At 72.7% G+C, this 21281-nt stretch carries 20 protein-coding genes; 9 read left to right on the top strand and 11 right to left on the bottom strand.

Annotated elements, in window-relative coordinates; all coding sequences use genetic code 11:
• Nucleotides 1-105: 105 nt before the first annotated feature.
• Together ABT092_RS14375 and ABT092_RS14370 are read right to left on the bottom strand one after the other, a co-directional pair.
• Nucleotides 106-1344: a M24 family metallopeptidase gene (locus tag ABT092_RS14375; protein WP_351243507.1), complete on the bottom strand. Its 1239-nt coding sequence runs from the start codon at nt 1342-1344 to the stop codon at nt 106-108.
• A 359-nt stretch (nt 1345-1703) separates the two neighbouring features.
• The gene (locus ABT092_RS14370; RefSeq protein ID WP_351243505.1) at nt 1704-2282 is read right to left on the bottom strand and encodes a MarR family winged helix-turn-helix transcriptional regulator; all 579 of its coding nucleotides are present in this window, start codon (nt 2280-2282) and stop codon (nt 1704-1706) included.
• Between the two features lie 565 nt (nt 2283-2847).
• Between ABT092_RS14370 and ABT092_RS14365 the strand changes: the two genes are divergently transcribed.
• From ABT092_RS14365 to ABT092_RS14330, 8 genes are read left to right on the top strand one after another with little or no spacing between them, the layout of a single operon-like run.
• Nucleotides 2848-3771, top strand: a complete 924-nt coding sequence (locus ABT092_RS14365) for a VOC family protein (RefSeq protein WP_351243503.1) — start codon at nt 2848-2850, stop codon at nt 3769-3771.
• The gene (locus tag ABT092_RS14360; protein ID WP_351243501.1) at nt 3768-4574 is read left to right on the top strand and encodes an aspartate dehydrogenase domain-containing protein; all 807 of its coding nucleotides are present in this window, start codon (nt 3768-3770) and stop codon (nt 4572-4574) included. The genes ABT092_RS14365 and ABT092_RS14360 overlap by 4 nt, the downstream gene beginning before the upstream one ends.
• On the top strand, nt 4574-5377 hold the full coding sequence (locus ABT092_RS14355; RefSeq protein WP_351243499.1) for an alpha/beta fold hydrolase: 804 nt from the start codon (nt 4574-4576) through the stop codon (nt 5375-5377). Before ABT092_RS14360 ends, ABT092_RS14355 begins: the two co-directional genes overlap by 1 nt.
• Before the next feature lie 43 nt (nt 5378-5420).
• Nucleotides 5421-5927, top strand: a complete 507-nt coding sequence (locus ABT092_RS14350) for a cupin domain-containing protein (RefSeq protein WP_351243497.1) — start codon at nt 5421-5423, stop codon at nt 5925-5927.
• A 6-nt stretch (nt 5928-5933) separates the two neighbouring features.
• Complete coding sequence (locus ABT092_RS14345; RefSeq protein WP_351243495.1) at nt 5934-6734, top strand: SDR family oxidoreductase; 801 nt, start codon at nt 5934-5936, stop codon at nt 6732-6734.
• Nucleotides 6735-6772: 38 nt separating this feature from the next.
• Nucleotides 6773-8428, top strand: coding sequence for a thiamine pyrophosphate-binding protein (locus ABT092_RS14340; protein WP_351243493.1), 1656 nt, complete (start codon nt 6773-6775; stop codon nt 8426-8428).
• Nucleotides 8425-9921 carry an aldehyde dehydrogenase gene (locus ABT092_RS14335; RefSeq protein ID WP_351243491.1) on the top strand — a complete coding sequence of 499 codons (1497 nt, stop codon included), beginning with the start codon at nt 8425-8427 and terminating at the stop codon, nt 9919-9921. Before ABT092_RS14340 ends, ABT092_RS14335 begins: the two co-directional genes overlap by 4 nt.
• A 14-nt stretch (nt 9922-9935) precedes the next feature.
• Complete coding sequence (locus ABT092_RS14330; protein WP_351243489.1) at nt 9936-11060, top strand: FAD-dependent monooxygenase; 1125 nt, start codon at nt 9936-9938, stop codon at nt 11058-11060.
• 119 nt (nt 11061-11179) lie between these two features.
• On the opposite strand, the gene ABT092_RS14325 is transcribed toward ABT092_RS14330, so the two are convergent.
• From ABT092_RS14325 to ABT092_RS14290, 8 genes are all read right to left on the bottom strand, one after another.
• Nucleotides 11180-12208, bottom strand: coding sequence for an aldo/keto reductase (locus ABT092_RS14325; protein WP_351243487.1), 1029 nt, complete (start codon nt 12206-12208; stop codon nt 11180-11182).
• Complete coding sequence (locus tag ABT092_RS14320; RefSeq protein ID WP_351243485.1) at nt 12205-13179, bottom strand: Gfo/Idh/MocA family oxidoreductase; 975 nt, start codon at nt 13177-13179, stop codon at nt 12205-12207. The genes ABT092_RS14325 and ABT092_RS14320 overlap by 4 nt, the downstream gene beginning before the upstream one ends.
• 1 nt (nt 13180) lies before the next feature.
• Nucleotides 13181-14488: a protocatechuate 4,5-dioxygenase subunit alpha gene (ligA, locus tag ABT092_RS14315; RefSeq protein WP_351243483.1), complete on the bottom strand. Its 1308-nt coding sequence runs from the start codon at nt 14486-14488 to the stop codon at nt 13181-13183.
• A gap of 27 nt (nt 14489-14515) precedes the next feature.
• On the bottom strand, nt 14516-15436 hold the full coding sequence (locus ABT092_RS14310) for an amidohydrolase family protein (protein WP_351243481.1): 921 nt from the start codon (nt 15434-15436) through the stop codon (nt 14516-14518).
• Between the two features lie 9 nt (nt 15437-15445).
• On the bottom strand, nt 15446-16135 hold the full coding sequence (gene ligK / locus ABT092_RS14305; protein ID WP_351243479.1) for a 4-carboxy-4-hydroxy-2-oxoadipate aldolase/oxaloacetate decarboxylase: 690 nt from the start codon (nt 16133-16135) through the stop codon (nt 15446-15448).
• A gap of 22 nt (nt 16136-16157) precedes the next feature.
• On the bottom strand, nt 16158-17183 hold the full coding sequence (locus ABT092_RS14300; protein ID WP_351243477.1) for an amidohydrolase family protein: 1026 nt from the start codon (nt 17181-17183) through the stop codon (nt 16158-16160).
• Between the two features lie 93 nt (nt 17184-17276).
• Nucleotides 17277-18488, bottom strand: a complete 1212-nt coding sequence (locus tag ABT092_RS14295; protein WP_351243475.1) for a 4-hydroxybenzoate 3-monooxygenase — start codon at nt 18486-18488, stop codon at nt 17277-17279.
• Nucleotides 18489-18600: 112 nt separating this feature from the next.
• Nucleotides 18601-19368 (bottom strand): IclR family transcriptional regulator, encoded by a 768-nt coding sequence (locus tag ABT092_RS14290; protein WP_351243473.1) that lies wholly within the window; start codon nt 19366-19368, stop codon nt 18601-18603.
• A gap of 75 nt (nt 19369-19443) precedes the next feature.
• Here ABT092_RS14290 and ABT092_RS14285 point away from each other — a divergent pair, with 75 nt between their 5' ends.
• Complete coding sequence (locus ABT092_RS14285; protein ID WP_351243471.1) at nt 19444-20139, top strand: substrate-binding domain-containing protein; 696 nt, start codon at nt 19444-19446, stop codon at nt 20137-20139.
• A gap of 117 nt (nt 20140-20256) precedes the next feature.
• Here ABT092_RS14285 and ABT092_RS14280 read toward each other — a convergent pair whose 3' ends face one another.
• The gene (locus ABT092_RS14280; RefSeq protein WP_351243469.1) at nt 20257-21180 is read right to left on the bottom strand and encodes a LysR family transcriptional regulator; all 924 of its coding nucleotides are present in this window, start codon (nt 21178-21180) and stop codon (nt 20257-20259) included.
• Nucleotides 21181-21281: the final 101 nt, after the last annotated feature.

The following is a 21281-nucleotide window of genomic DNA, read 5'->3' as shown; positions in this document are numbered from 1 at the left end:
TGTGCCGCTCTGGGGGTGGGCGTCCCCGCTCCTGGTGGCGGAGGCGGAGCCCGGAAGGTGCGGGGCGCGGTGGCCGTGCCTTCCGGGCCCGGCTCCCGCCGCGGGCTACGCCCCGACCGAGTTCAGGCGGGTGGACACGGTGTTGAACTCGCGGCAGCCCGACTCCGTCGCCGCGACCACGCCGCCGACGATCGCGCCCCGCCTGCCGAGCCTGGCGTCCGGCTGGAGCGAGAACGTCATGCCGGGCTCGATCTCGAAGTCGAAGAAGGGCTTCTCGTGCCCGTCGGCCAGGGGGTACGCGCCCGCGAACCCGGCGATGTGCTCCCGGACGCCGAGGCCCGAGCCACCACCGGAGAGCAGCGGGTTGAGCGAGGCGAACTGGGGGGTGAGATGCCACATCCCCGCCTCGGTCAGGGGTTCCTCCATCGCCGCGCACACCTCCGCGAAGGACGCGCCGGGCCGTACGGCGGCGACGCCGGCCTCGTAGGAGGCGCGGGCCGCCTCGGCGCAGCGCAGGGTCTCGGCCGGCGGGGTCCCCAGGGTGAAGCTCATGTTGACGTGGGTGTTCAGCTCGGCGTAGTTGGGGAAGATCTCGGCCCACACCATGTCCGAGCGCTCCAGCCGCCTCGCCGGCTCCGGGCGGGTCAGCCAAGTGGGCTCGCCCCAGGCGTAGTTGTCGAGACCCGTCTGGAAGAGCATCCAGGTGACCCGCATGCCCTTGCGCAGCATCGTCGCGACGCCCTCGGCGTACAGCGCCTTCTCGTCCACGCCGGGCTCGGCGAGCGCCATCATGGCCTCGATCGCCGCGTCCCCCGCCGCGGCGGCGGTGGCGAGGTGCTCCAGGTCCTGGTCGCTGCGCCGGGCCATGACCAGCCCGTAGTCGCGGGTGACGTCGAGGAGCGTGGCGTCCGGGAGCCGTTCGCCGATCGCGTCCCAGACGGACCGGGAGACCCAGCCGCCCGGGTAGAACGGCGATCCGTACCCGGCCCCGATCACGCCGAGCCGGCCGCTGCCGAGCCCCTTCTCCCGGGCTATCTCGGGCAGGAGCTCCGGTGCGGACCCCACGCGGATGTCATCGATCCAGGTCTCCAGGCCGCGCTCACGGGTGAGCAGGTTCTGCGCCGCGACCTGGGCGGCGAAGGCCACCATGACCGGCTCGCCGTGCCGGGGCACCACGTAGTGCTGGTAGCGGCGGTCGCGGAAGAGGTACTGGCCCGCGTCGTACCGGTCGCTCCGGTCGGCGCCGAAGACCAGCAGCCCGTCCAGGTCATGGGCGTCCATGAACTCCTGGGTGCGACGCATCCGAAAGGCGCGCTCGTCGTGCGGTGTCCCCTCGGAGGTCACGGTTGCTGATGTGTTTCGCGGGGCTGTCCCGGCGGTGGTCGGAGTCGGCACGGATGGCTCCCTTCGGGCCCCTCGGGAGGTCTCCCGCGCGGGGGACGGGGAGGGGCGTGGACTCAAGTCCTTGTGGTCGGCCGTCCGCCGGGCCGCAGGGGCGATGCGCTTGGCGCTGGAGGGCCCGTGATCCGGACGATCGATCTGTGTGCCGAGACCATAAACCCCACTCTCCCGAATCCACAATACTTAGACCAAAGAAGCTTTTAGCTGAGATGTTTTCGGGGGCGAGCCGGACGGCACCGGCCCTCGGAGGCACGGCGCGACTCCCCCCAGGGGCCGGGAGTCTGCGCAGGTGGCAGCCCCGGTCAGTCCAGGTCGCGCAGCCGCGCCTCAAGCTTCTTCAACAGCCCGGCGAGCTGCTCCCGCTCTTCGCCGCTGAGCGTCGCCAGCATCTCCCGCTCCCGCTCCAGGTGCTCGTCGATGACCCGGTCGATCAGGGCGAAGCCAGCCGGGGTCAGCTCGGCGTACACGCTCCGCCGGTCCTCCTCCGAGCGGATCCGCCTGATCAGCCCGTCCCGCTCCATCCGGTCGAGCCGCATCGTCATCCCGCCCGACGTCAGCAGGGACGACGACGCCAACTCCCGCGCGGTCTTGCGGTAGGGCGGGCCCATCCGTCGCAGGCTCGCCAACACGTCGAACATGGACTCGTTGATGGAGTGGCGGTCGTGCATCCGGTTCGACAGGTTGCGGACGAGCAGCCCGCAGCGGGTGACCCTCCCCACGACGTCGATACTGCTGGCGTCGAGCCCCGGCCGTTCGGTCCGCCATTCGGCGATGATCCGGTCCACTTCGTCGGGGCGGCCCTCAGGGGCCGGGCCCGCATCCCCCGGCTCCTGAGGTGCCGGTCGGGACGGTGCGGAACGCTTGGCGGTTCGCTGGCTCACGAGTACCCCTGCCTTCGGGTTGTGAGGGAAAGGCTGGGCGTGAAGAGTAACAGCCCTATGTATTGACGCTCTGAGATGCTTAGATCAAAGTAGTTATTCCCGTCCGGACCGGTACACACCGGACTGGCACACAAGGGGCGTCGGCACCTACGACCGGGGGGCAGCGCACCGCCCCTCCGGACACGACCCGGCGACTGCGCCGACCGCCCGGCGGGCGACCCGAGCCGCACGGAGCAGGGCCCGCCGACCCCCGGCAGCGGCCTTCCCGGCCCGCCCGGTCGACTCGCCGAGCCGACCCCCGGGGCGAACCCGACATCGGAGGGCGGGCGCCGGCCCCCACCGCCCCGGCGACCGAACCGACCCCGCCCATCCGTCACCCCGCCCCGGCCGAGCGGCCGACCCGGGCCGACGGAGAAGGCAAGGCGGTCCTCGCACCGCACGAGCGGCCAACACGGTGGCACGGGGCGACCGTGCGCCTCCCCGAGATGACTCACCACAAGGGACATCTTGACTATAAGCCTCTCAGCTCTTAATGATTAAGCCCTGAGGTAAATGGAGGTGGGCCATGGAACAGCCGGTCGTGCGTTTGCACTCACTGCGCTCGGTGCAGCTGAAGGTGCCTGATCTGGCCGCTTGTACGGACTTCTACTCGGAGGTCTGGGGACTCTCGGTCGTCGAGCGCGACTCCGACGACACCTGGTTGCGGGGCACCGGCACGAACCACCACGTGCTCCAGCTCTCCCGTACGGAACGCAACGCGCTGGGCAGCATCAGCTTCGCCGTCCGCACCCGGGCCGAGGTCGACGAGGCCGGCCGCCGGCTCGTTGCCCGGGGCGTGCCGCTGCTGCGCGAGCCGGGCCCCCTCGACGCCGTCGGCGGTGGTTACGGACTGGAGCTCGTCGACCCCGAGGGCCGCCGCATCGAACTGAGCTGCGAGGTGCACGCGGTCACCCCGCAGGGCCACGACGGGGCGGTGCCGACCGGTGTCACGCACGTCGTCCTCAACACCGTCGACATCGACGCGGCCGTCACCTTCTACACCGAGGTGCTCGGCATGCGGGTGTCGGACTGGTCGGAGCACCAGATGGCGTTCCTGCGCTGCAACACCGACCACCACAGCATCGCCTTCAACCAGGCCGCATGGACCTCGGTCAACCACGTGGCGTACGAGATGCCGTCGATGGACCACTTCATGCGCGGCATCGGCTCGCTGAAGCACCACGGGATCACCCCCCTGTGGGGCCCCGGGCGGCACGGCCCGGGCAACAACACCTTCTCCTACTTCGCGGACCCGGCAGGGCTCGTGTGCGAGTACACCTCGGACGTCGCCCAGATCGTCGAGGACCAGTGGCTGTGCCGGGTCTGGCGCCGGGTACCGGAGCTGTCCGACCTGTGGGGCACCGCCGGTCCGCCCTCGCGCCAGGTGCGCAGCCACATGGCCGGCGTCGAGGACCGCGGAGCGTTCACGGGAGCGGAGCAGAGCCGGTGACCCGCCCCGTGCCGAAACCGGTACGCGCCGCGGTCATCGGCGCCGGAGCGATCGGGACCACGGTGATCGGCGCCCTCAGGGCCGGGCGTCTGCCCGGAGTCGAGCCCGTCGGTTTCGTCAACGACCGTCGGACGGGCGACCTCGGCCTGCCGCAGATCAGTCTCGCCGAGGCGATGGAGCGGGCCGACGTGATCGTCGAGTGCGCGGGGCAGACCGTGATCGCCCAGTCGGGCCCGACCATCCTCGACCACGGGGTCGACCTCCTGGTCACCTCGGTCGGTGCCCTCTGCGACCCCGAGGTCGCGGCGGCACTCGACGCGGCCGGCCCGGGACGCTACCTGATCACCTCGGGCGCCGTCGGCGGACTGGACATCCTCACGGCTGCCGCCGCCCAGGCACCGTTCGACAGGGTCAGCGTCACCACCGTCAAGCTGCCCGAGACCCTCGTCCAGCCCTGGATGGACGAGGCCGCCGCCGACCGGCTGCGCCGCACTGCCGAGCCCGTCGAGATCTTCCGGGGCAATGCGGCCGAGGCCACCCGTCTCTTCCCCCGCTCGCTCAACGTCGCGGCGACCGTCGGCTGGGGCGTCGGCGACATCGGTCTGGTCGAGGTGCGACTCCTCGGCGACCCGGAGGCCGCCCTGACCCGCCACGTCATCGAGGCCGAGGGCCCCTGCGGCAGCTACCGGTTCGAGATCGCCAACCTGCCCTCCGCACAGAACCCGCGCACCAGCGGCGTGGTCCCGCACGCGGTCCTCCGCTCGCTCGGCGTCCTGGTCGGGCAGCCCAGGGGGGTGATCTGATGGTCCCCGCCCACCGCACGGCCGGCACCGGCCCGGGAATGCTCCTGCTGCACGGCATCGGCTCCTCGTCGGCCTCCTTCGCGCACCAACTGGACTCACTTGCCGAGGAGTTCACCCTGATCGCCTGGGACGCTCCCGGCTACGCCGCCTCACCGGACCCGGCGGAGCCGGTCACGCTGGACGGGTACGTCACCGCCGCGGGGGCCGTCGCCCGTGCCGCACTGGGCCCGGGCCCGTTCCACCTCGTCGGCGTCTCCTGGGGCGGGGTGATCGCGCTCCGGCTCGCCGCCACCCACCCGGAACTGGTGCGGTCCCTGACCGTGATCGGCGCCAGCCTCGGCTCGGGCACCGACCCCGCGCGCGCCCGGCAGATGCGCTCCCGGACCGCCGAACTGCGACGACTGGGCCCGCAGGCGTTCGCCCGCGCCCGCGCGCCCCGCCTCCTCGCACCCGACGCCCCGGCCGAACTGGTCGAGACCGCCACCCGCACGATGGCCGAGGCGATCCGGCTGCCGGGCTACGGGGAGGCCGCCGAGTCCATGGCGTCCGCCGACCTCACCGCCGACCTGCCCCGGATCACCGCACCGACCCTCGTGCTCGCCGGCGAGCACGACACCGTCACCGGCCCGGAACGGGCCCGCGAGATCGCCGCCGGCATCCGCGGAGCCGTCCTGGCCACCATCCCCGGCGCCGGCCATCTGGCCAACCAGGAACAGCCGGACCGGGTCAACGACTGGCTGCGCCGGACGGCCCTCGCCACCGGGCCCGGCCACCCGCCACCACCCCGCCCGGTACACCCCTGACGCCACACCCGCGACACCCGTCGCCCCAAGGAAAGGAAACGTCATGACCCTGCACTACGAGGACGCCGACCTCGACGCGTTCACCGACTCCCTCATCCTCACCAGGGCCACCCGCCACGAGGACTGGGACACCCTCGGATTCCAGGCCAAGGCGGGCGCGCAGTTCGCCCGCGCCCAGATCAGGTACGTCGGCTCCGGCGCCACCGGAAACCACGAGACGGACCGCCGCACCATCGCCTCCCGCGGCTTCACGTTCTCCAACATGCTGCTGCCCCCCGGCGCCGAAGGCCCCGAGCACACGCACCACGACGCCGAGGAGGCGTTCTTCGTGCTCGAAGGGGAGGTCGAGGTCGGCATCCACCGGGACGGAAAGGTCGAGAAGCGCACCCTCGGCTACCGCGACATGATCGTCGTCCCCGCCGGAGTGCCGCGCAGCCTGAAGAACAACGGCGACACCAACGCCCTCTTCTGCGTGGTCATCGGCGCGCAGAAGCCGCAGATCCCCACCTACCCCGAGACCTCCGCCATGCACGGCGTCTCCCGGGACTGACCCGCGATGGACCTGCTGCTGAAGGACCGTACCTGTCTCGTCACCGGCGGCAGCTCCGGCGTCGGCGCGGCCACCGTGCGCCTGCTCCTGGCCTCCGGCGCCAGGGTGGTCACCTGCGGGCGCCGCGCCGACGCCCTCGCCGACGCCGCGGACCGGATCGCCGAACAGGCCGGGGCACCCCGCGAGAAGCTTCTGGCCCTGCCCTGCGACGTGCGCGACGCCGAGGCCGTCACGGGGCTCGTCGAGGCCGCCACCGAACGCTTCGGCGGCCTCGACGGCGTGGTCAACAACGCCGGCCAGTCCCGGATGGCCGGCCTCGACACCGCCGGACCGGCCGAGTTCCGGGACGAACTGGACCTGAAGTTCAGCAGCGTGCTGCACGTCCTCGCCGCCGCCCGGCCCTGGCTGGAGAGATCGCCCGCGGCCTCGGTGGTCAACGTGAACGCGGTGCTCGCCAAACAGCCCGAACCCCGGCTGGTGACCACCTCGGCGGCTCGCGCCGGACTGCTCAACCTGTCCAAGTCGATGGCGATCGAGTACGCCCCCCGGGGCATCCGGGTCAACTCGGTGTGCCTCGGACTGATCGACACCGGGCAGTGGCGCCGCCGCCACGCCGAAGCCGGGAGCGGAACCCCCTTCCCCGAGTGGGAGCGCGCGCTCGCCGAGGACCGGGGCATCGCCCTCGGCCGGTTCGGCACCGCCGAGGAGGTCGCCGCGGCCATCGCCTTCCTGCTTTCGCCCAGGTCCTCGTACATCACCGGAGCGGCCCTCGACGTGTGCGGCGGCGTCTCGCGCGGACTCTTCTGAGAGCCGTCCCCGTTCGGCCAGACAAGGAGCAATGACCCATGGCAACACCAACAGGGCACACGGGCGGTGACCTGCTCGTCGAGGTGCTCCGGCGCCATGGCGTGGACACCGTCTTCGGGATCGTGAGCGTGCACAACCTGCCCCTGGTCGAGGCAGTCGACCGGGAACTGCGCTTCGTACCCGTCCGACACGAGGCGACCGCGGTCAACGCCGCCGACGGCTACGCCCGCGCCCGGGGCGGCCTCGGCTGCGCCCTCACCAGCACCGGCACCGGTGCCGGCAACGCGGCCGGCTCCCTCGTGGAGTCGCTCAGCGCCGGAACGTCCGTCCTCCACGTCACCGGCCAGGTGGACACCCCGTACCTGGGCTCGGGGCGCGGCTTCATCCACGAGACCAAGGACCAGCTCGGGATGCTGACGGCCGTCTCCCGGCACGCCGTCACCCTCACGGACCCGGAGAGCGCCGGAGCCCTCCTGGAGGAGGCCGTCGCACGGGCCCTCGCCGCGCCGGGCGGGCCCTCCTCCGTCGAATGGCCCATCGACCTCCAGTACGCCACCCATCCGTTGCTCGGCCCCGCCGGCAGCACGCCCGCCCCCGGTGCCCCGCCCGAACCGAACGCCCTCGCCGCCGCCGCCGGCCTCCTCGCCGCCGCCGAACGGCCCGTCGTCTGGGCCGGCGGAGGCGTCGCGGACGCGGGCCCGGCCTTGCGGGCCGTCGTCGAACTGCTGGGAGCCGGGCTGCTCACCAGCAACTCGGGCCGCGGCGCGGTCCCCGAGGACCACCCCCTGTGCGTCGGCAACTACGCGACGTCCCCCGGCGGCCGGGCACTGCTCGCCGAGGCCGACGTACTGCTCAGCATCGGCACGCACTTCCGCTCCAACGAGACCGCCGACTACACCCTCGCCGTGCCCGCCGCGCACATCCAGGTCGACCTCGACCCGGCCGCCGTCGGCCGGGTGTACCCGGCGACCCACGGACTCGTCGCCGACGCGGACGCGTTCCTCACGGCGCTCGCCGCCGAACTCGCCGCGCTCGGCGCGGCACCGCGCGCCCCCTGGACCACCCGGGTACGGGCCGCCCGCGAGGCGGTCCGCGAGCAGCAGCGCGCCGCACTCGGTGACCACACGGCCTTCCCCGACGCGCTCCGCAAGGTCCTGCCGCGCCGGGCCGTCATCGCCCGGGACGTCACCATCGCCTCCAGCTCCTGGGGCAACCGGCTGCTGGAGATCCACGATCCGCGGGACAACCTCTTCCCGCGCGGCGGCGGCATCGGCCAGGGCCTCGGCATGGCCATCGGAGCCGCCGCCGCACGGCCCGAGGAGCCCACGGTGTGCATCGCCGGGGACGGCGGCCTCGCGGTGCACTTCGGCGAACTGATGACCCTGGCCCAGGAAGCCCCCTGGCTGGTGCTCCTGGTCTTCGACGACGGCGGCTACGGGGTCCTGCGCAACATGCAGGACGGGCTCGGTCGGGCCCGGTCCGGCGTCGACCTGACCAGCCCGGACTACGCCGCCGTCTGCCGGGCCCTCGGCCTGGCCCACACGAGGATCACCGACCCCACCTCCGTCACCTCGGCCCTGGACGACGCGGTCGGGCTGCGCCGCCCCGTCGTCGTCGAAGTCGACCTGGCGGCCTACCCGCCGATGCCCGCCCCCTTCACCCCGCCCGTCCACGTACCGGGAGCACCGTCTTGAACGCGACCGCCCCCGTCCCGGAACGGCTCGCCCCGCCCGGCCGCATCCTCGTCGGCGGCAAGTGGACCGAGGGCCGCGGCAGAGAACTCACCACCACCGACCCCGCCGACGGCAGCGTCCTCGCCACCTTCACGGGGGCGGCCCCGGAGGACGTCGACGAGGCAGTCCGGCTCGGCGAAGCGGCCCGCGCCGAACGGTCCTGGCGCGAGCTGCTCCCGCACCAGCGGGCCCGCCACCTCGCCCGCACCGCCGAGCTCATCGAGTCCCGCGCCGAACAACTCGCCCTGCTCCAGAGCCACGACAACGGCAAACCGATCGCCGAGACCCGGGCCCTCGTGGCGAGCGCCGCCGGCACCTTCCGGTACGTGGCCGCACTCCTGGAGACCCAGGAGGGGGCGATCCCGCCGTCCCGCGGAGAGCACCTCGCGTTCTCGGTCCACGAGCCGATCGGGGTCGTGGGCGCGATCACCCCCTGGAACAGCCCGATCGCCTCGGACGCCCAGAAGGTCGCTCCCGCCCTCGCGGCCGGCAATGCGGTGGTCCTCAAGCCCGCCGCGTGGACCCCCCTGCTCTCCCTGGAACTCGGCGCGCTGCTCCTGACGGCCGGATTCCCCCCGGGCCTGGTCAGCGTCCTCCCCGGCCCCGGGGCCACCGTCGGGCAGCGCCTGGTCGAGCACCCCGGCGTCGGACACCTCTCCTTCACCGGCGGCACCGACACCGGCCGGCGCCTCGCCGCGACCGCCGCCGGGCTGCTCAAGACCACCTCGCTCGAACTCGGCGGCAAGTCCCCGACCATCGTGCTCCCCGACGCCGACCTCGACCTCGCCGTCAACGGAATCCTCTACGGGATCTTCAGCTCCCAGGGCCAGTCCTGCATCGCCGGCTCCCGCCTGTTCGTGCACGACGACGTGTACGAGGACGTGGTCGGCCGCGTCGCCGAACGCGCCGACCGGCTCCGGGTCGGCCACCCCCGCGCCGAGGACACCCAGCTCGGACCGCTGGTCACCGCCTCGCACCGCGCCTCGGTGGAGGAGTACGTCGCCTCGGGGCTGGCCGAGGGAGGAACCCTGCGGGCCGGCGGAAGCCGCCCCGACGACCCCGCACTGACCGCCGGCAACTACCTCCGCCCCACCGTGCTGGAGGGCCTCGCCCCCGACGCCCGGGTGGTGCGCGAGGAGGTCTTCGGGCCGGTGCTGGTGGCACTGCGGTTCCGGGACGAGGACGAACTGGTCGCGGCCGCCAACGACTCGCCGTACGGACTCGCCTGCGGGATCTGGACCCGGGACTTCCCCCGCGCCTGGCGCCTCGGCCGCGCGATCCACGCCGGCACCGTCTGGATCAACACCTACAAGCAGCTCTCCGTCGCCACCCCCTTCGGCGGGGTCAAGGACAGCGGCTCCACACGCGAGAAGGGCCTCGGCGCCGTCCGCGCGTACCAGCGCCAGAAGAGCATCTACCTCGGCACCGGCGGCCCGCTCGCCTGGGCCGACTGAACGGGAAGCCAAAGATGAGTGTGCACATCGGTATCGTCGGAGGCGGCATCGGAGGTCTCGCCGCCGCCATCGCGCTGCGGTCCTGTGGCCACCGGGCCACGGTCTTCGAGCAGGCACCTGCCTTCGGCAGGGTCGGAGCGGACATCAACCTCACCCCCAACGCCGTCCGGGCACTGGACGAGCTCGGCGTCGGCGACGCGCTCCGCGAGACCGCGGCCCGCCCCAGCCACCGGATCAGCCGCACCTGGGACACCGGCCGGGAGACCTCACGGCTGGAGATGAGCGACACCGCGGAACGGAAGTACGGCGCCCCCCAGCTCACCGTCCACCGCGCGGACCTGCTCACCGCGCTGGAATCCGCCCTGGACCCGGCGGTGATCCGCCTGGGGCACCGGCTCACCGCACTGGAACAGGAGGGAGACCGGGGCGTACGGCTGTCCTTCGCGGACGAACCCGCCGTCGAGGTGGACGCCGTGGTGGGAGCCGACGGCATCCACTCCGTGGTGCGGACCGCCCTCTTCGGGCAGGAGAGCCCCGACTTCACCGGGGTCGTCGCCTACCGGGCGGTCTTCCCCACCGACCGGCTGGACATCCCCGATCTCGGCGCCTTCACCAAGTGGTGGGGGCCCGATCCGGAGACGCAGATCGTGACCTTCCCGCTCAACCGGGGCCGCGACACCTTCGTCTTCGCCACCACCCACCAGGACAGCTGGACCGAGGAGTCCTGGACCTCGCCGGGCGACGTCGTCGAACTGCGCTCCACGTACGAGCACTTCCACCCCGAGGCGCGCGCCCTCCTGGACGCCTGCGACTCGGTCCTCAAGTCGGCGCTCTACGTCCGGGACCCCCTGCCCCGCTGGTCCGTCGGCCGCGCGACCCTGCTCGGTGACGCCGCCCACCCCATGATGCCGTTCATGGCCCAGGGCGCCGGCATGGCGATCGAGGACGCCGTCGTCCTCGCCTGCGCCGTCGCCGAACGGCCCGGCGACCTCACCGCAGCCCTGGAGACCTACGAGACCGCTCGGATCGGGCGGACCAGCCGGGTCCAACTCGGATCGCGCGGAAACACCTGGCTGAAGTCCGGTGAGGACGCCGACTGGGTCTACGGCTACAACGCGTGGAAGGCCCTCCAGGTCTGAACGGCTCCGGGCCGGCCGACCGCGGCCGGCCCGGTACCGCCGCATCGGAAGGCTGCGGGCGCAACCACCCGAAGACGGGGCGGGACCGGTGCCGAACACGGGGGGCACCGGTCCCGCCCTCAGCCCGCTCGGCCGCAGCGCTCGGTATCGATCTCGGCGAGCGTGGCCCCGGGGTAACGGGCCCCGTGGACGGTCCTGTCGTTCAGCACCCGTCCCGCCGCGGCGAGGGCCTCACCGGGCGGGTCCAGGTCGAGGACGGAGAGGTTCTCCCGCAGGTGGTGTACCGAGCGGGTCCCCGGAACGGCGACGACATGAGGTCCCTGGGAGACGACCCAGGCCAGGGCGAGCTGCGCCGGGGTGAGCCCGGCACCGTCGGCGATCCCCGCGACCTCGCTCCGCAGCCTCAGGTTGTCCGGGTAGTGGTGGGCGTCGAAGCGGGGCATGCCCCGGCGGATGTCGCCCGCGGGAAGGGTGCCGAAGTTCGGCGGCATCGAGGTGAGGAAGCCCCGTGCCAGGGGGCTGAAGGCCACCAGGGTGACGCCGAGTTCGCGGGTCGCCGCGAGCGTGCCCCGCTCGGGGTTGCGCGTCCAGAGGCTGTACTCGTTCTGTAGTGCGGCGATCGGGTGCACGGCGTGGGCCCGCCGCAGGGTCGCGGCGGAGACCTCGGACAGGCCCAGGGCGCGCACCTTCCCGGCCGTGACGAGCTCCGCCATCGCGCCGATGCTCTCCTCGACCGGCACCGTCCGGTCGAGCCGGTGCAGGTAGTAGAGGTCGATGACGTCGGTACGGAGCCGGGCCAGCGCCTCGTCGGCGGTGCGCCGGATGGTCTGTGGGCGTCCGTCGATCACCCGCCGCCCGTCGACTCCGGTCATCCCGCACTTGCTGGCCAGCACGACCCGGTCCCGGTGCCGGGCGAGGACCCGGCCCACCAGCTCCTCGTTGGCGCCGAAGCCGTACAGCGCGGCCGTGTCGAAGTGCGTCACGCCTTCGTCGAGGGCGGTCAGCAGCAGCCGCTCGGCGGCCCGTGGAGTCGGCGGGACGCCGTACGCGTGGCTCAGGTTCATGCAGCCCAGGCCGACGGCCGGGACCTCGAACGGGCCGATCCGGCGCGGGGCACGCCCCGCGCCGACGAGGACCGGCCCGGTCACGGGGCGCTGACCGCGTTCAGCTGCTCCTCCAGGCCGGCCAGCGTGCGGTAGCAGGCGATCACCTGGGCGAGGGAGGAGTTCGGCTCGCGGCCCTCGCGGATCGCGGCGACGAACTCGCGGTCCTGGAGCTCGATGCCGTCCGTCGACACGTCGACGCCGCTCACGTCGATCGGCTCGTCCTTGCCGGTGAACAGGTCGTCGTACCGGGCGAGGTAGGTGCCGGTGTCGCCGATGTAGCGGAAGAACGTTCCCAACGGGCCGTCGTTGTTGAACGACAACGACAGGGTGCACAGGGCGCCGTTCTCCGCCTGCAGCTGGATCGACATGTCCATCGCGATGCCCAACTCGGGGTGGATCGGGCCCTGGAGGGCGTTGGCCCGCACGATCGGCGAACCGGTCTGGTGGGCGAACAGGTCGACGGTGTGCGCGGCGTGGTGCCAGAGCAGGTGATCGGTCCAGGAGCGCGGCTCCCCGAGCGCGTTGAGGTTCTGCCGGCGGAAGAAGTACGTCTGCACGTCCATCTGCTGGACGGCGAACTCGCCGGCCTCGATCCGCCGTTTCACCCACTGGTGGCTGGGGTTGAAGCGGCGGGTGTGGCCCACCATCGCGACGAGCCCGGTGAGCTCCTGGGCCGCCAGGCACGCCTCGGCGTCGGCGAGCGAGTCGGCGAGCGGGATCTCGACCTGGACGTGCTTGCCGGCCTCCAGGCAGGCCAGCGTCTGGGCGGCGTGCATCTGGGTGGGGGTGGCGAGGACGACGGCGTCGACGTCGTCCATCGCCAGCACCTCGTCCAGGGAGGCGACGGCGCGGCCGACGCCCTGCTCGGCGGCGAACTTCCGGGCGCGATCGAGGCTGCTGCTCACGACGGCGGCCACCTCCACGCCGTCGATCCGCTTGAGCGCGGCCGCGTGCTTGGCGCCGAAGGCACCGCCGCCGGCCAGGGCGATCCGCAGGGACCGGTCGTCAGTCATGTCACTCCTTCTCCGCGGGCCCTTCGGCCCGGGGGTGGTTCTCGATGATCAGGTGTCCGACGGCGGTGTTGGACGCGGGCACGTGGTAGAAGCGGTGCTTGACCTCGACCCCGCCCGAGCCGTCGACGTCGCTCAGGGCGCCGCGGGCGATCAGCCACATGACCAGCTCGATGCCCTCGGAGCCGGCCTCCTCGACGTACTCCAGGTGGGGGGCCTCGGCCAGCCCGGCCGGGTCCTCGACCAGCCGGTCCAGGAAGGCGTTGTCCCACTCCCGGTTGATCAGGCCGGCGCGCGGGCCCTGGAGCTGGTGGCTCATGCCGCCGGTGCCCCAGACCTGCACCTTCAGTGGCCGGTCGTACGACTCGATCGCCCTGCGCAGGGCTTGGCCCAGCCGGAAGCAGCGGGCGCCGGAGGGCACCGGGTACTGCACCACGTTGACGTGGAACGGGATGACCTTGCACGGCCATCTCTCGACGTCGCCGAACATCAGCGACAGCGGGACGGTCAGCCCGTGGTCGATGGCCATCTCGTTGGCGAGGGTGAGGTCGAAGTCGTCCCGGATCAGGGAGTGCGCGATGTGCGCGGCCAGGTCGGGTTCGCCCTCGATGCCGGGGACGGGGCGGGGCCCGTACCCTTCGTCGGCGATGGGGTAGGCGGCGCCGGTGCCGAGGACGAAGGTGGGGATCAGCGACTGGTCGAAGGTGCTGGCGTGGTCGTTGTAGACCAGGAAGATCACGTCGGGGACGTTCTCCCGTTCCCACGCCTTGGAGTACTCGTACCCCTCGAAGACCGGCCGCCAGTACGGCTCCTCGGTCTTGCCGTGGTCCATCGCCGCGCCGATCGCCGGCACGTGCGAGGTGAAGACGGCGCCGGTGATCGTGGCGTGCTCGGCCGGCGGGGTCGGGTCGGCGTGTGCGGCCTCCAGGACCGCGTGGTCGATGCGGTTGCCCTCGACCGAGCGGCCCCCGCCCACCATCATGGCGCGGTACTCCTCCTCGGTCATGCCGGTCATGGAGCCCGCCATCTGCTGGAAGGAGAAGCCCAGTGTGGCGCCCCACTTGGCGAGGAAGTAGATGTTGCCGCCCTCGCGCATCGCCGCGTTGAGGTCGCGGTCGAGCAGGGCCCGCTTCTGCTCCTCCCGCAGCGGCCACGCGTCCAGGTAGGCACGCTCGTCGGCGAGGTAGGCCGCGCGGTTCTCCGCCGTCATCAGGGACATGCAGAACTGGTTGAGGTGATAGCCCTTGGCGGACTGTTCGGCGTCGAAGACGGTCGTCCCCGGCACCAGCTTGTAGGTCTTCTCCAGTGACATGGCGTGCTTCCGATCGTCCGGGCGGGTTCAGTCGGCTTCGGGCCAGTACAGGCGCGTCGGGTTGTCGACGAGGAGCTGGTGGCGGAGCTCGGGCGTCGGCGCGATGTGCGGGACGAAGTCGACGAGCAGTCCGTCGTCGGGCATGTGGTCGGTGAGGTTGGGGTGCGGCCAGTCGGTCCCCCACAGCACCCGGTCGGGGAACTCCTCGACCACCCGCCGGGCGAAGGGGACGACGTCGCGGTAGGCGGCCCGCTCCCCGTCGAGGGCCGGCGGGCCGCTCACCGTCAGCCGCTCCGGGCAGGTGACCTTGCACCAGATGTCGGGTCTGGCCCGCATGAAGTCCAGGAACCCCTCGAACTCGGGCCCTTCGGGGTCCTTCGACGTGTCCGGGCGACCCATGTGGTCCACGACCAGCGGCACCGGTATCGACAGGAAGAAGTCCCGCAGCTCGGGCAGGTCGGCCGCCTCGAAGTAGACGACGACGTGCCACCCGTACGCGGAGATCCTCTCGGCGATGTCCCGCAGGTCCTGCTCCGGGGCCGCGTCCACCAGCCGCTTGACGAAGTTGAACCGGACGCCGCGCACGCCCGCCTCGTGCAGCTCCCGCACCTCGGCGTCGGTGACGTCGGGACGCAGCGTCGCCACCCCCCGGGCAAGGCCGCCGGAGGCCCGCAGGGCGTCGACCATGGCGGTGTTGTCGGCGCCGTGGCAGGTCGCCTGCACCACGACGTTGCGGGTGAAGCCGAGGTGGTCGCGGAGCGCGAACAACTGCTCCTTGGACGCGTCGCACGGCGTGTACTTGCGCTCGGGCGCGTACGGGAACTCCTCGTGCGGGCCGAAGACGTGGCAGTGCGCGTCCACGGCGCCCTCGGGCACCTGGAACCCGGGTCGGCTCGGACCGGCGTACCAGTCCAGCCAGCCGGGCGTCTTCTCGTAGCTCGTCGTCATCGTCGGCCCTCAGTCCTCGTAGCGCAGTCCGAGCTCGGCCAGCGGGCCGCGCATGCCGTACAGGTCCAGACCGAGACGGCCCGCGCGGAACTGCGCGCGCTTGCCCTCCTCGTTCGCCTCGCGGGCGGCGGAGGCGGCGGCCACCTCGGCGGCGCGCTCGCGCGGCACCACCACGACGCCGTCGGCGTCGGCGACGATCACGTCACCGGGGCGCACCAGGGCGTTGGCGCAGACCACGGGCGTGTTCACGGAGCCGAGGGTGGCCTTGACCGTGCCCTTGGCGTTGACCGCGCGGGAGAAGACGGGGAAGTCCATTGCCTCCAGGTCGGTGACGTCCCGGACGCCGCCGTCGATGACCAGGCCCCGGCAGCCGCGGGCCCGGAACGAGGTGGCGAGCAGTTCGCCGAAGAAGCCGTCCTCGCTCTCCGTCGTGCAGGCCGCGACGACGACGTCCCCGTCCTGGACCTGCTCGGCGGCCACGTGCAGCATCCAGTTGTCGCCGGGCTGGAGGAGCACGGTGACGGCCGTGCCGCACATCCGGGCCCCGGGGTAGACGGGCCGCAGGTAGGGGCGCATCAGGCCGACCCGGCCCATCGCCTCGTGGACGGTCGCGACACCGAACGCCGAGAGGGCGGCGACGGCTTCGGGGGCGGCCCGGTCGACTGCGGTGTGCACCACGCCGATCTCGGTGTGTTCCATGGGTCCTCCTGGAGGGACGGGGTCAGCGGCCGGCCGCGGCGAGACGGGCGGCGAGACGGGGGTAGACGCGCAGGGCGTTGCCGGAGTACACGGCGGTGCGCTCCTCGTCCGACAGGTGCGCGGTGGCGTCGACGTAGCGCTTGGTGTCGTCGAAGTGGTGGCCGGTGAGCGGGTCGACGTCGCGGACGGCGCCGATCATCTCGCTGGCGAAGAGGACGGACCGGCTGGGGATCACCCGGGTCAGCAGGTCGACGCCGGGCTGGTGGTAGACGCAGGTGTCGAAGAGGACGTTGTCGAGCAGCGCCTGGGGGTCCGGCCTGCCCAGCGCCATGGCCAGGCCCCGGAACCGGCCCCAGTGGTACGGGACGGCGCCGCCGCCGTGCGGGATCACGAACCGCAGTGTGGGGAAGTCCGCGAAGAGGTCGCCCTGGACCAGCTGCATGAAGGCCGTGGTGTCGGCGTTGAGGTAGTGCGCGCCGGTGGTGTGGAAGGCCGGGTTGCAGGAGGTGCTGACGTGGATCATCGCGGGGACGTCGTACGCCGTCATCGCCTCGTACAGCGGGTACCAGCTGCGGTCGGTCAGCGGCGGCGCGGTCCAACGCCCGCCCGAGGGATCGGGGTTGAGGTTGACGGTGACCGCGCCGAGCTCCTCGACCGCACGGGTCAGTTCGGGCAGGCAGGTCGCGGGGTCGACGCCCGGCGACTGCGGCAGCATCGCGCCCGGCGCGAAGCGGTCGGGGTAGCGGAGGCTGACGCGGTGGACCAGGTCGTTGCAGATCCGTGCCCACGCCGAGGAGACCGCGAAGTCACCGATGTGGTGGGCCATGAAGCTGGCGCGCGGCGAGAAGACGGTGAGGTCGATGCCGCGCTCGTCCATGAGCCGCAACTGGTTGCCCTCGATCGCCGCGCGCAGGTCGTCGTCGGTGATGACCAGCTCGTCGGGGTCCGGGACGGGGCCGTGCCCGTCGGCCGCCGCGATCTGCCGCTCGCGCCACTGCGCCAGTTGCGGCGGGGCGGTGGTGAAGTGACCGTGACAGTCGATGATCATGGGTGCGCTCCTGGAGGAGTGGCGCCGGACGGACCGGGCGGGCCGGGGTGGGCGGGGGAACTGCGGACGGAGGACGCCCGGCGGGCGGAGACCTCAGCCCCGGGTGCTGACGGGCCAGCCGGTGTACTGCTCCGAGAGGTAGGCGCGTCCGGCGTGCGTGCCCACCACGTTGTCGAGCTCACCGAGTTGGCGCCGCAGGTCGAAGGCGGAGGCGCCGGGCGCGGTGTGGAGCAGCCGCGTCATCCAGTACGAGAAGTTCTGCGCCCGCCACACCCGCTGGAGCGCGCGCTGCTGGTACTCCTCCAGGACGCTCTCCCCGCCGCCGCCGAGGGCCCGCACCAGCACGTCGGCGAGGACCTTCACGTCGTGCAGCGCCAGGTTGAGCCCGCGGGCGCCGGTCGGCGGCACGGTGTGCGCCGCGTCCCCGGCGAGCAGCAGCGAACCCCAGCGCATCGGCTCCTGCACGAAGGAGCGGAACCTCAGCACCGTCTTCTCCAGGACCGGGCCCTCCTCCAGGCGGAAGCCGTCCTCGCCGGCCACCCGCGCCTGGAGCGTCTCCCAGATCCGGTCGTCGGACCAGGCGTCGACGGACTCGTCCGGCGAGCACTGGAAGTACATCCGCTGCACCGACTCGGTGCGCTGGCTGATCAGCGCGAAGCCGTGCTCGGAGTGGGCGTAGACCAGCTCGGGCGCGCTCATCGGCGCCGCGGCCAGGATGCCGAACCACGCGAAGGGGTAGTCCTTGCCGTACCGCACCCGCCGCTCCTCGGGCACCAGGTCGCGGCACATGCTCCGCGACCCGTCCGCGCCGACCACGTACCGCGCGCGGATCTCGTGCCGGGAGCCGTCGGCCGTGGTGTAGCGCACCCGCGGGGCGTCCGTGGTGACGTCGAGGACTTCGGTGTCGCTGACACCGAAGTGGACCGTGCCGCCGTCGCGTTCCCGGGCGTCGGCGAGATCGATGAACACGTCGGTCTGCGGGTAGAGCCACACCGACTCGCCCACCAGCTCCTTGAAGTGGATCCGGTGCGCCCGGCCGCCGAAGCGGAGCTCGGTGCCCTCGTGTTCGTGGCCGTCCCGCAGGATCCGGTCGGAGACACCCGTCTCGATCAGGTCCCGGGCCACGTCGGCCTCCAGGATGCCCGCCCGCTGCGTCGTCTCGATCTCGTGCCGGGTACGGGTGTCGAGGACGATCGTCCCGACCCCCGCGCGCCCGAGCCGGTGCGCCAGCATCAGACCGGCGGGGCCGGCGCCGACGACGGCCACGGGGACCGAGGCGACGGTGTCGACAGGGGCATCGGTCATGGCGACTCCTGAGCGGCGGGGAACGTGGTGGCCACCACGCACGTTGGCAGCCGATCCGCCGTCCAGTCGCCATCGTTTCCGTCAGGCGGAAACCTGCCCCGGTCCGCGCCCTTCAGGAGGCCGTACGGGCACGTCGGCCGAGCTCGTCGGAGATCCCGTGGGCGGCCCGCAGCAACGCTTCGCGCAGCCCGCGCGAGCGCCCGGCGTCCGGCGCCGCGAACACGATGCCCAGCGCGGCGCTCACCGGGCCGGCCCGGCCGATGCGCACCGGCGCGGTCACCGCCACCGTGCTCTCCGAGAGCTGCCGGTCGCTGACGAAGACGTGCTCGCGGCGGATCCGGTCCAACTGCGCCCGCAGCGCCTTCGGATCGACGATCGTGTGCGGGGTCCACGCACGCAGCGGCGAGTCGAGGACCTCCTCCTGGATCTCCCGCGGCGCGTGGGCGAGGAGCACCCGCCCCATTCCGGTGGAGGCGACCGGGAACCGTTTGCCGACCGTCGTGAGGAGCTCCACCGACCGGTGCCCGGCGATCCGCTCGACGAACACGAGCTCGGTGCCCTCCCGCACCGCCAGCTGCACGTTCTCGTGGGTCGCCTCGTACAGGTCCTGCATGAACGGCAGCGCCACGTCCCGCAGGATCTGTGTGCGCGGGCACCCCGAGGCGATCTCCCAGAGCCGCAGACCCACGTGCCACGACCCGTCCTCGGCCCGTTCCAGCACCCCCCAGCCCGCCAGCTCGGCCACCACTCGGTGCGTGGTGCTCAGTGCCAGCCCCGTACGCTGGGCCATCTCCGACAGGGTCTGCGAGGGATGCTCGCGGTCGAAGGCCGCGAGGACCTTGAGGACCTTTCCCGCCGCCGTGGTCTGGGTCGTGCTCATGCCGCCAGTCTCACAGACCGGCCGAGCAGCCGGACCGGGTGCGCCCGCCGCCCGTCCGCGAACCAAGGAGCCCCAGTGAGCCGCGAGATCTCCGGACTGTCCTCGATGGCGACCCGACCGGTCCTGGCCGAGCTCTCCGAACACATCCGGACCGTCCACGGCATCCCGGTGCGTTTCGAGGCCGCCGGCGGGGTCCAGACCGCTCGGCGCGTCCGCGAGGGCGCCGGGGCCGACCTGCTCGTCCTCGCCGCCGGAGCCCTGGCGGCGCTGGAGGAGGAAGGCCACGTCCTGCCGGGCACGGCTCGCCCCCTGTGGCTCTCGGAGGTCGTCGCCGCGGTACCGCAGGGAGTTCCGCTCCCGGCCCTGGAGACGGAGGCCGACCTGCGGAACACCCTCCTGTCCGCACGGCGGATCGCCTACTCCACCGGTCCGAGCGGCACGGCCCTCGTCGACCTGGTCGCCCGGACGGGGCTCATCGACACGCTCCGGGACCGGCTCGTCCAGGCGGCGCCGGGCGTCCCCGCCGGCAGCCTCCTCGCCTCCGGCGAGGCCGACCTGGCCTTCCAGCAACACAGCGAACTGATGGGCCTTCCCGGCGTCGTGGTCGTCGGCCCCCTCCCGGGTGGTTCCGCGATCAGTACGACGTTCAGCGGGGGCGTACTGGCCTCCTCCACCCAGCCGGACCGTGCCCGCGAGGCCCTCGAACTCCTCGGTTCCGACGCCGGGGCGAGCATCGCCCGCACCAGGGGGATGCGGTCCCCCGGTGAGTAGAGGACACGGAATCAACCGCTTCCAGCGCCATGGTGCCGTCGCCGCCCGCCCGCACGAGCCGACAGCCCGCTGGGAGGCGAACGCCGAGGAAGCGGGGAGAGGTCTCACCCCGCGCTCTCATGCCCAGTCCGGCACCCACGCGTCGGGCGGGGTGCGCGGGCTCACGGCGCGCAGGTGCTCGCGGAGCGCGGTCAGCACCGGGTGCCGGTCCCCGCTGCGGAACAGCAGCAGGTGCGGGTAGACCGGGGTCGGGTCGTGCAACGGGATGCGCCGCAGGTCGTGGCCGTGTGGCCACAGGTACCGGTCCCCGCTGCCCACGAGGGTGGCCAGCGAGGCCGAGTCGGCCAGCGCGTCCATCAGGGCCTCGTCGCCGAAGTGGGGGCCGAGCGCGTCGATGCCGAGGCCGAAGTCCTCGGAGAACGAGCGGTAGAACGCCGCCCACTCGGTGTCCGGCCTGATCCCGGGGACCCAGATCCGGTGGCCGGCCAGGTCCGCGGGGCGGACCCGGGGCGCGTCGGCCAGCGGGTGGCCGGGGCCGACCAACAGTTCCAGGGGTGCGTCCAGGAGCCGCTCGGTGCTGATCCCGGCCGGCACCCCGTCCGCCGGCAGGGCGCGGAAGGAGGCGTCGACGGTCCCTTCGAGCACTGCCCGGGCGGCCTCGGCGGCGTTCTCCTCGCCCAGCGTGAGCACGTCCAGCTCCGTCCCGGGGCGGGAGCGGTAGAACCGGTGGACGGCCTGAGCGGGGGCGATGCGCCGGTGGAGGACGTCGACGCGCAGGGGACGGCTGCCGGGGCGCACCGCCCGCTCGGCCTGTTCGAGGGCGGCCAGCACCTTCCTGGCGTGCGGCAGGAGGACCTGCCCGTCCAGGCTCAGCCGGGAGCCGCGGGAGGTCCGCACCAGGAGGGTGACCCCGGTCTGCCCCTCCAGTGCCGCGATCCGCTTGGAGACCGCCTGCTGGCTGACCCCCAGCTCGTCGGCGGCTGCCTGGAAGAGGCCGGTCTCGGCGACGGCCACGAACGTCCGCAGTGCTTCAACATCCACGCCCCCACCCTAGGTGCACAACCAGCAGTGGTGTCTGTGGTGGTCCTGGTTGTTTGATCGAGCGTTCCGTGCGGTGGTGGGATGAGGCGCATGTCTACCCG

It is taken from the genome of Streptomyces sp. NPDC002490, assembly GCF_040296045.1.
GTDB lineage: Bacteria > Actinomycetota > Actinomycetes > Streptomycetales > Streptomycetaceae > Streptomyces.
Note: the sequence above shows the minus strand (reverse complement) of the source record. Positions and strands in the feature narration are given on the sequence as shown.

Excerpts from the sequence above, each read along its gene's own strand:
- ABT092_RS14300 (WP_351243477.1), bottom strand. The coding sequence starts at position 17,183 with ATGATCATCGACTGTCACGGTCACTTCACCACCGCCCCGCCGCAACTG.
- ABT092_RS14350 (WP_351243497.1), top strand. The coding sequence starts at position 5,421 with ATGACCCTGCACTACGAGGACGCCGACCTCGACGCGTTCACCGACTCC.
- ABT092_RS14365 (WP_351243503.1), top strand. The coding sequence starts at position 2,848 with ATGGAACAGCCGGTCGTGCGTTTGCACTCACTGCGCTCGGTGCAGCTG.
- ABT092_RS14355 (WP_351243499.1), top strand. The coding sequence starts at position 4,574 with ATGGTCCCCGCCCACCGCACGGCCGGCACCGGCCCGGGAATGCTCCTG.
- ligA (WP_351243483.1), bottom strand. The coding sequence starts at position 14,488 with ATGTCACTGGAGAAGACCTACAAGCTGGTGCCGGGGACGACCGTCTTC.
- ABT092_RS14310 (WP_351243481.1), bottom strand. The coding sequence starts at position 15,436 with ATGACGACGAGCTACGAGAAGACGCCCGGCTGGCTGGACTGGTACGCC.
- ABT092_RS14320 (WP_351243485.1), bottom strand. The coding sequence starts at position 13,179 with ATGACTGACGACCGGTCCCTGCGGATCGCCCTGGCCGGCGGCGGTGCC.
- ABT092_RS14330 (WP_351243489.1), top strand. The coding sequence starts at position 9,936 with ATGAGTGTGCACATCGGTATCGTCGGAGGCGGCATCGGAGGTCTCGCC.
- ABT092_RS14295 (WP_351243475.1), bottom strand. The coding sequence starts at position 18,488 with ATGACCGATGCCCCTGTCGACACCGTCGCCTCGGTCCCCGTGGCCGTC.
- ABT092_RS14290 (WP_351243473.1), bottom strand. The coding sequence starts at position 19,368 with ATGAGCACGACCCAGACCACGGCGGCGGGAAAGGTCCTCAAGGTCCTC.
- ABT092_RS14345 (WP_351243495.1), top strand. The coding sequence starts at position 5,934 with ATGGACCTGCTGCTGAAGGACCGTACCTGTCTCGTCACCGGCGGCAGC.
- ligK (WP_351243479.1), bottom strand. The coding sequence starts at position 16,135 with ATGGAACACACCGAGATCGGCGTGGTGCACACCGCAGTCGACCGGGCC.
- ABT092_RS14340 (WP_351243493.1), top strand. The coding sequence starts at position 6,773 with ATGGCAACACCAACAGGGCACACGGGCGGTGACCTGCTCGTCGAGGTG.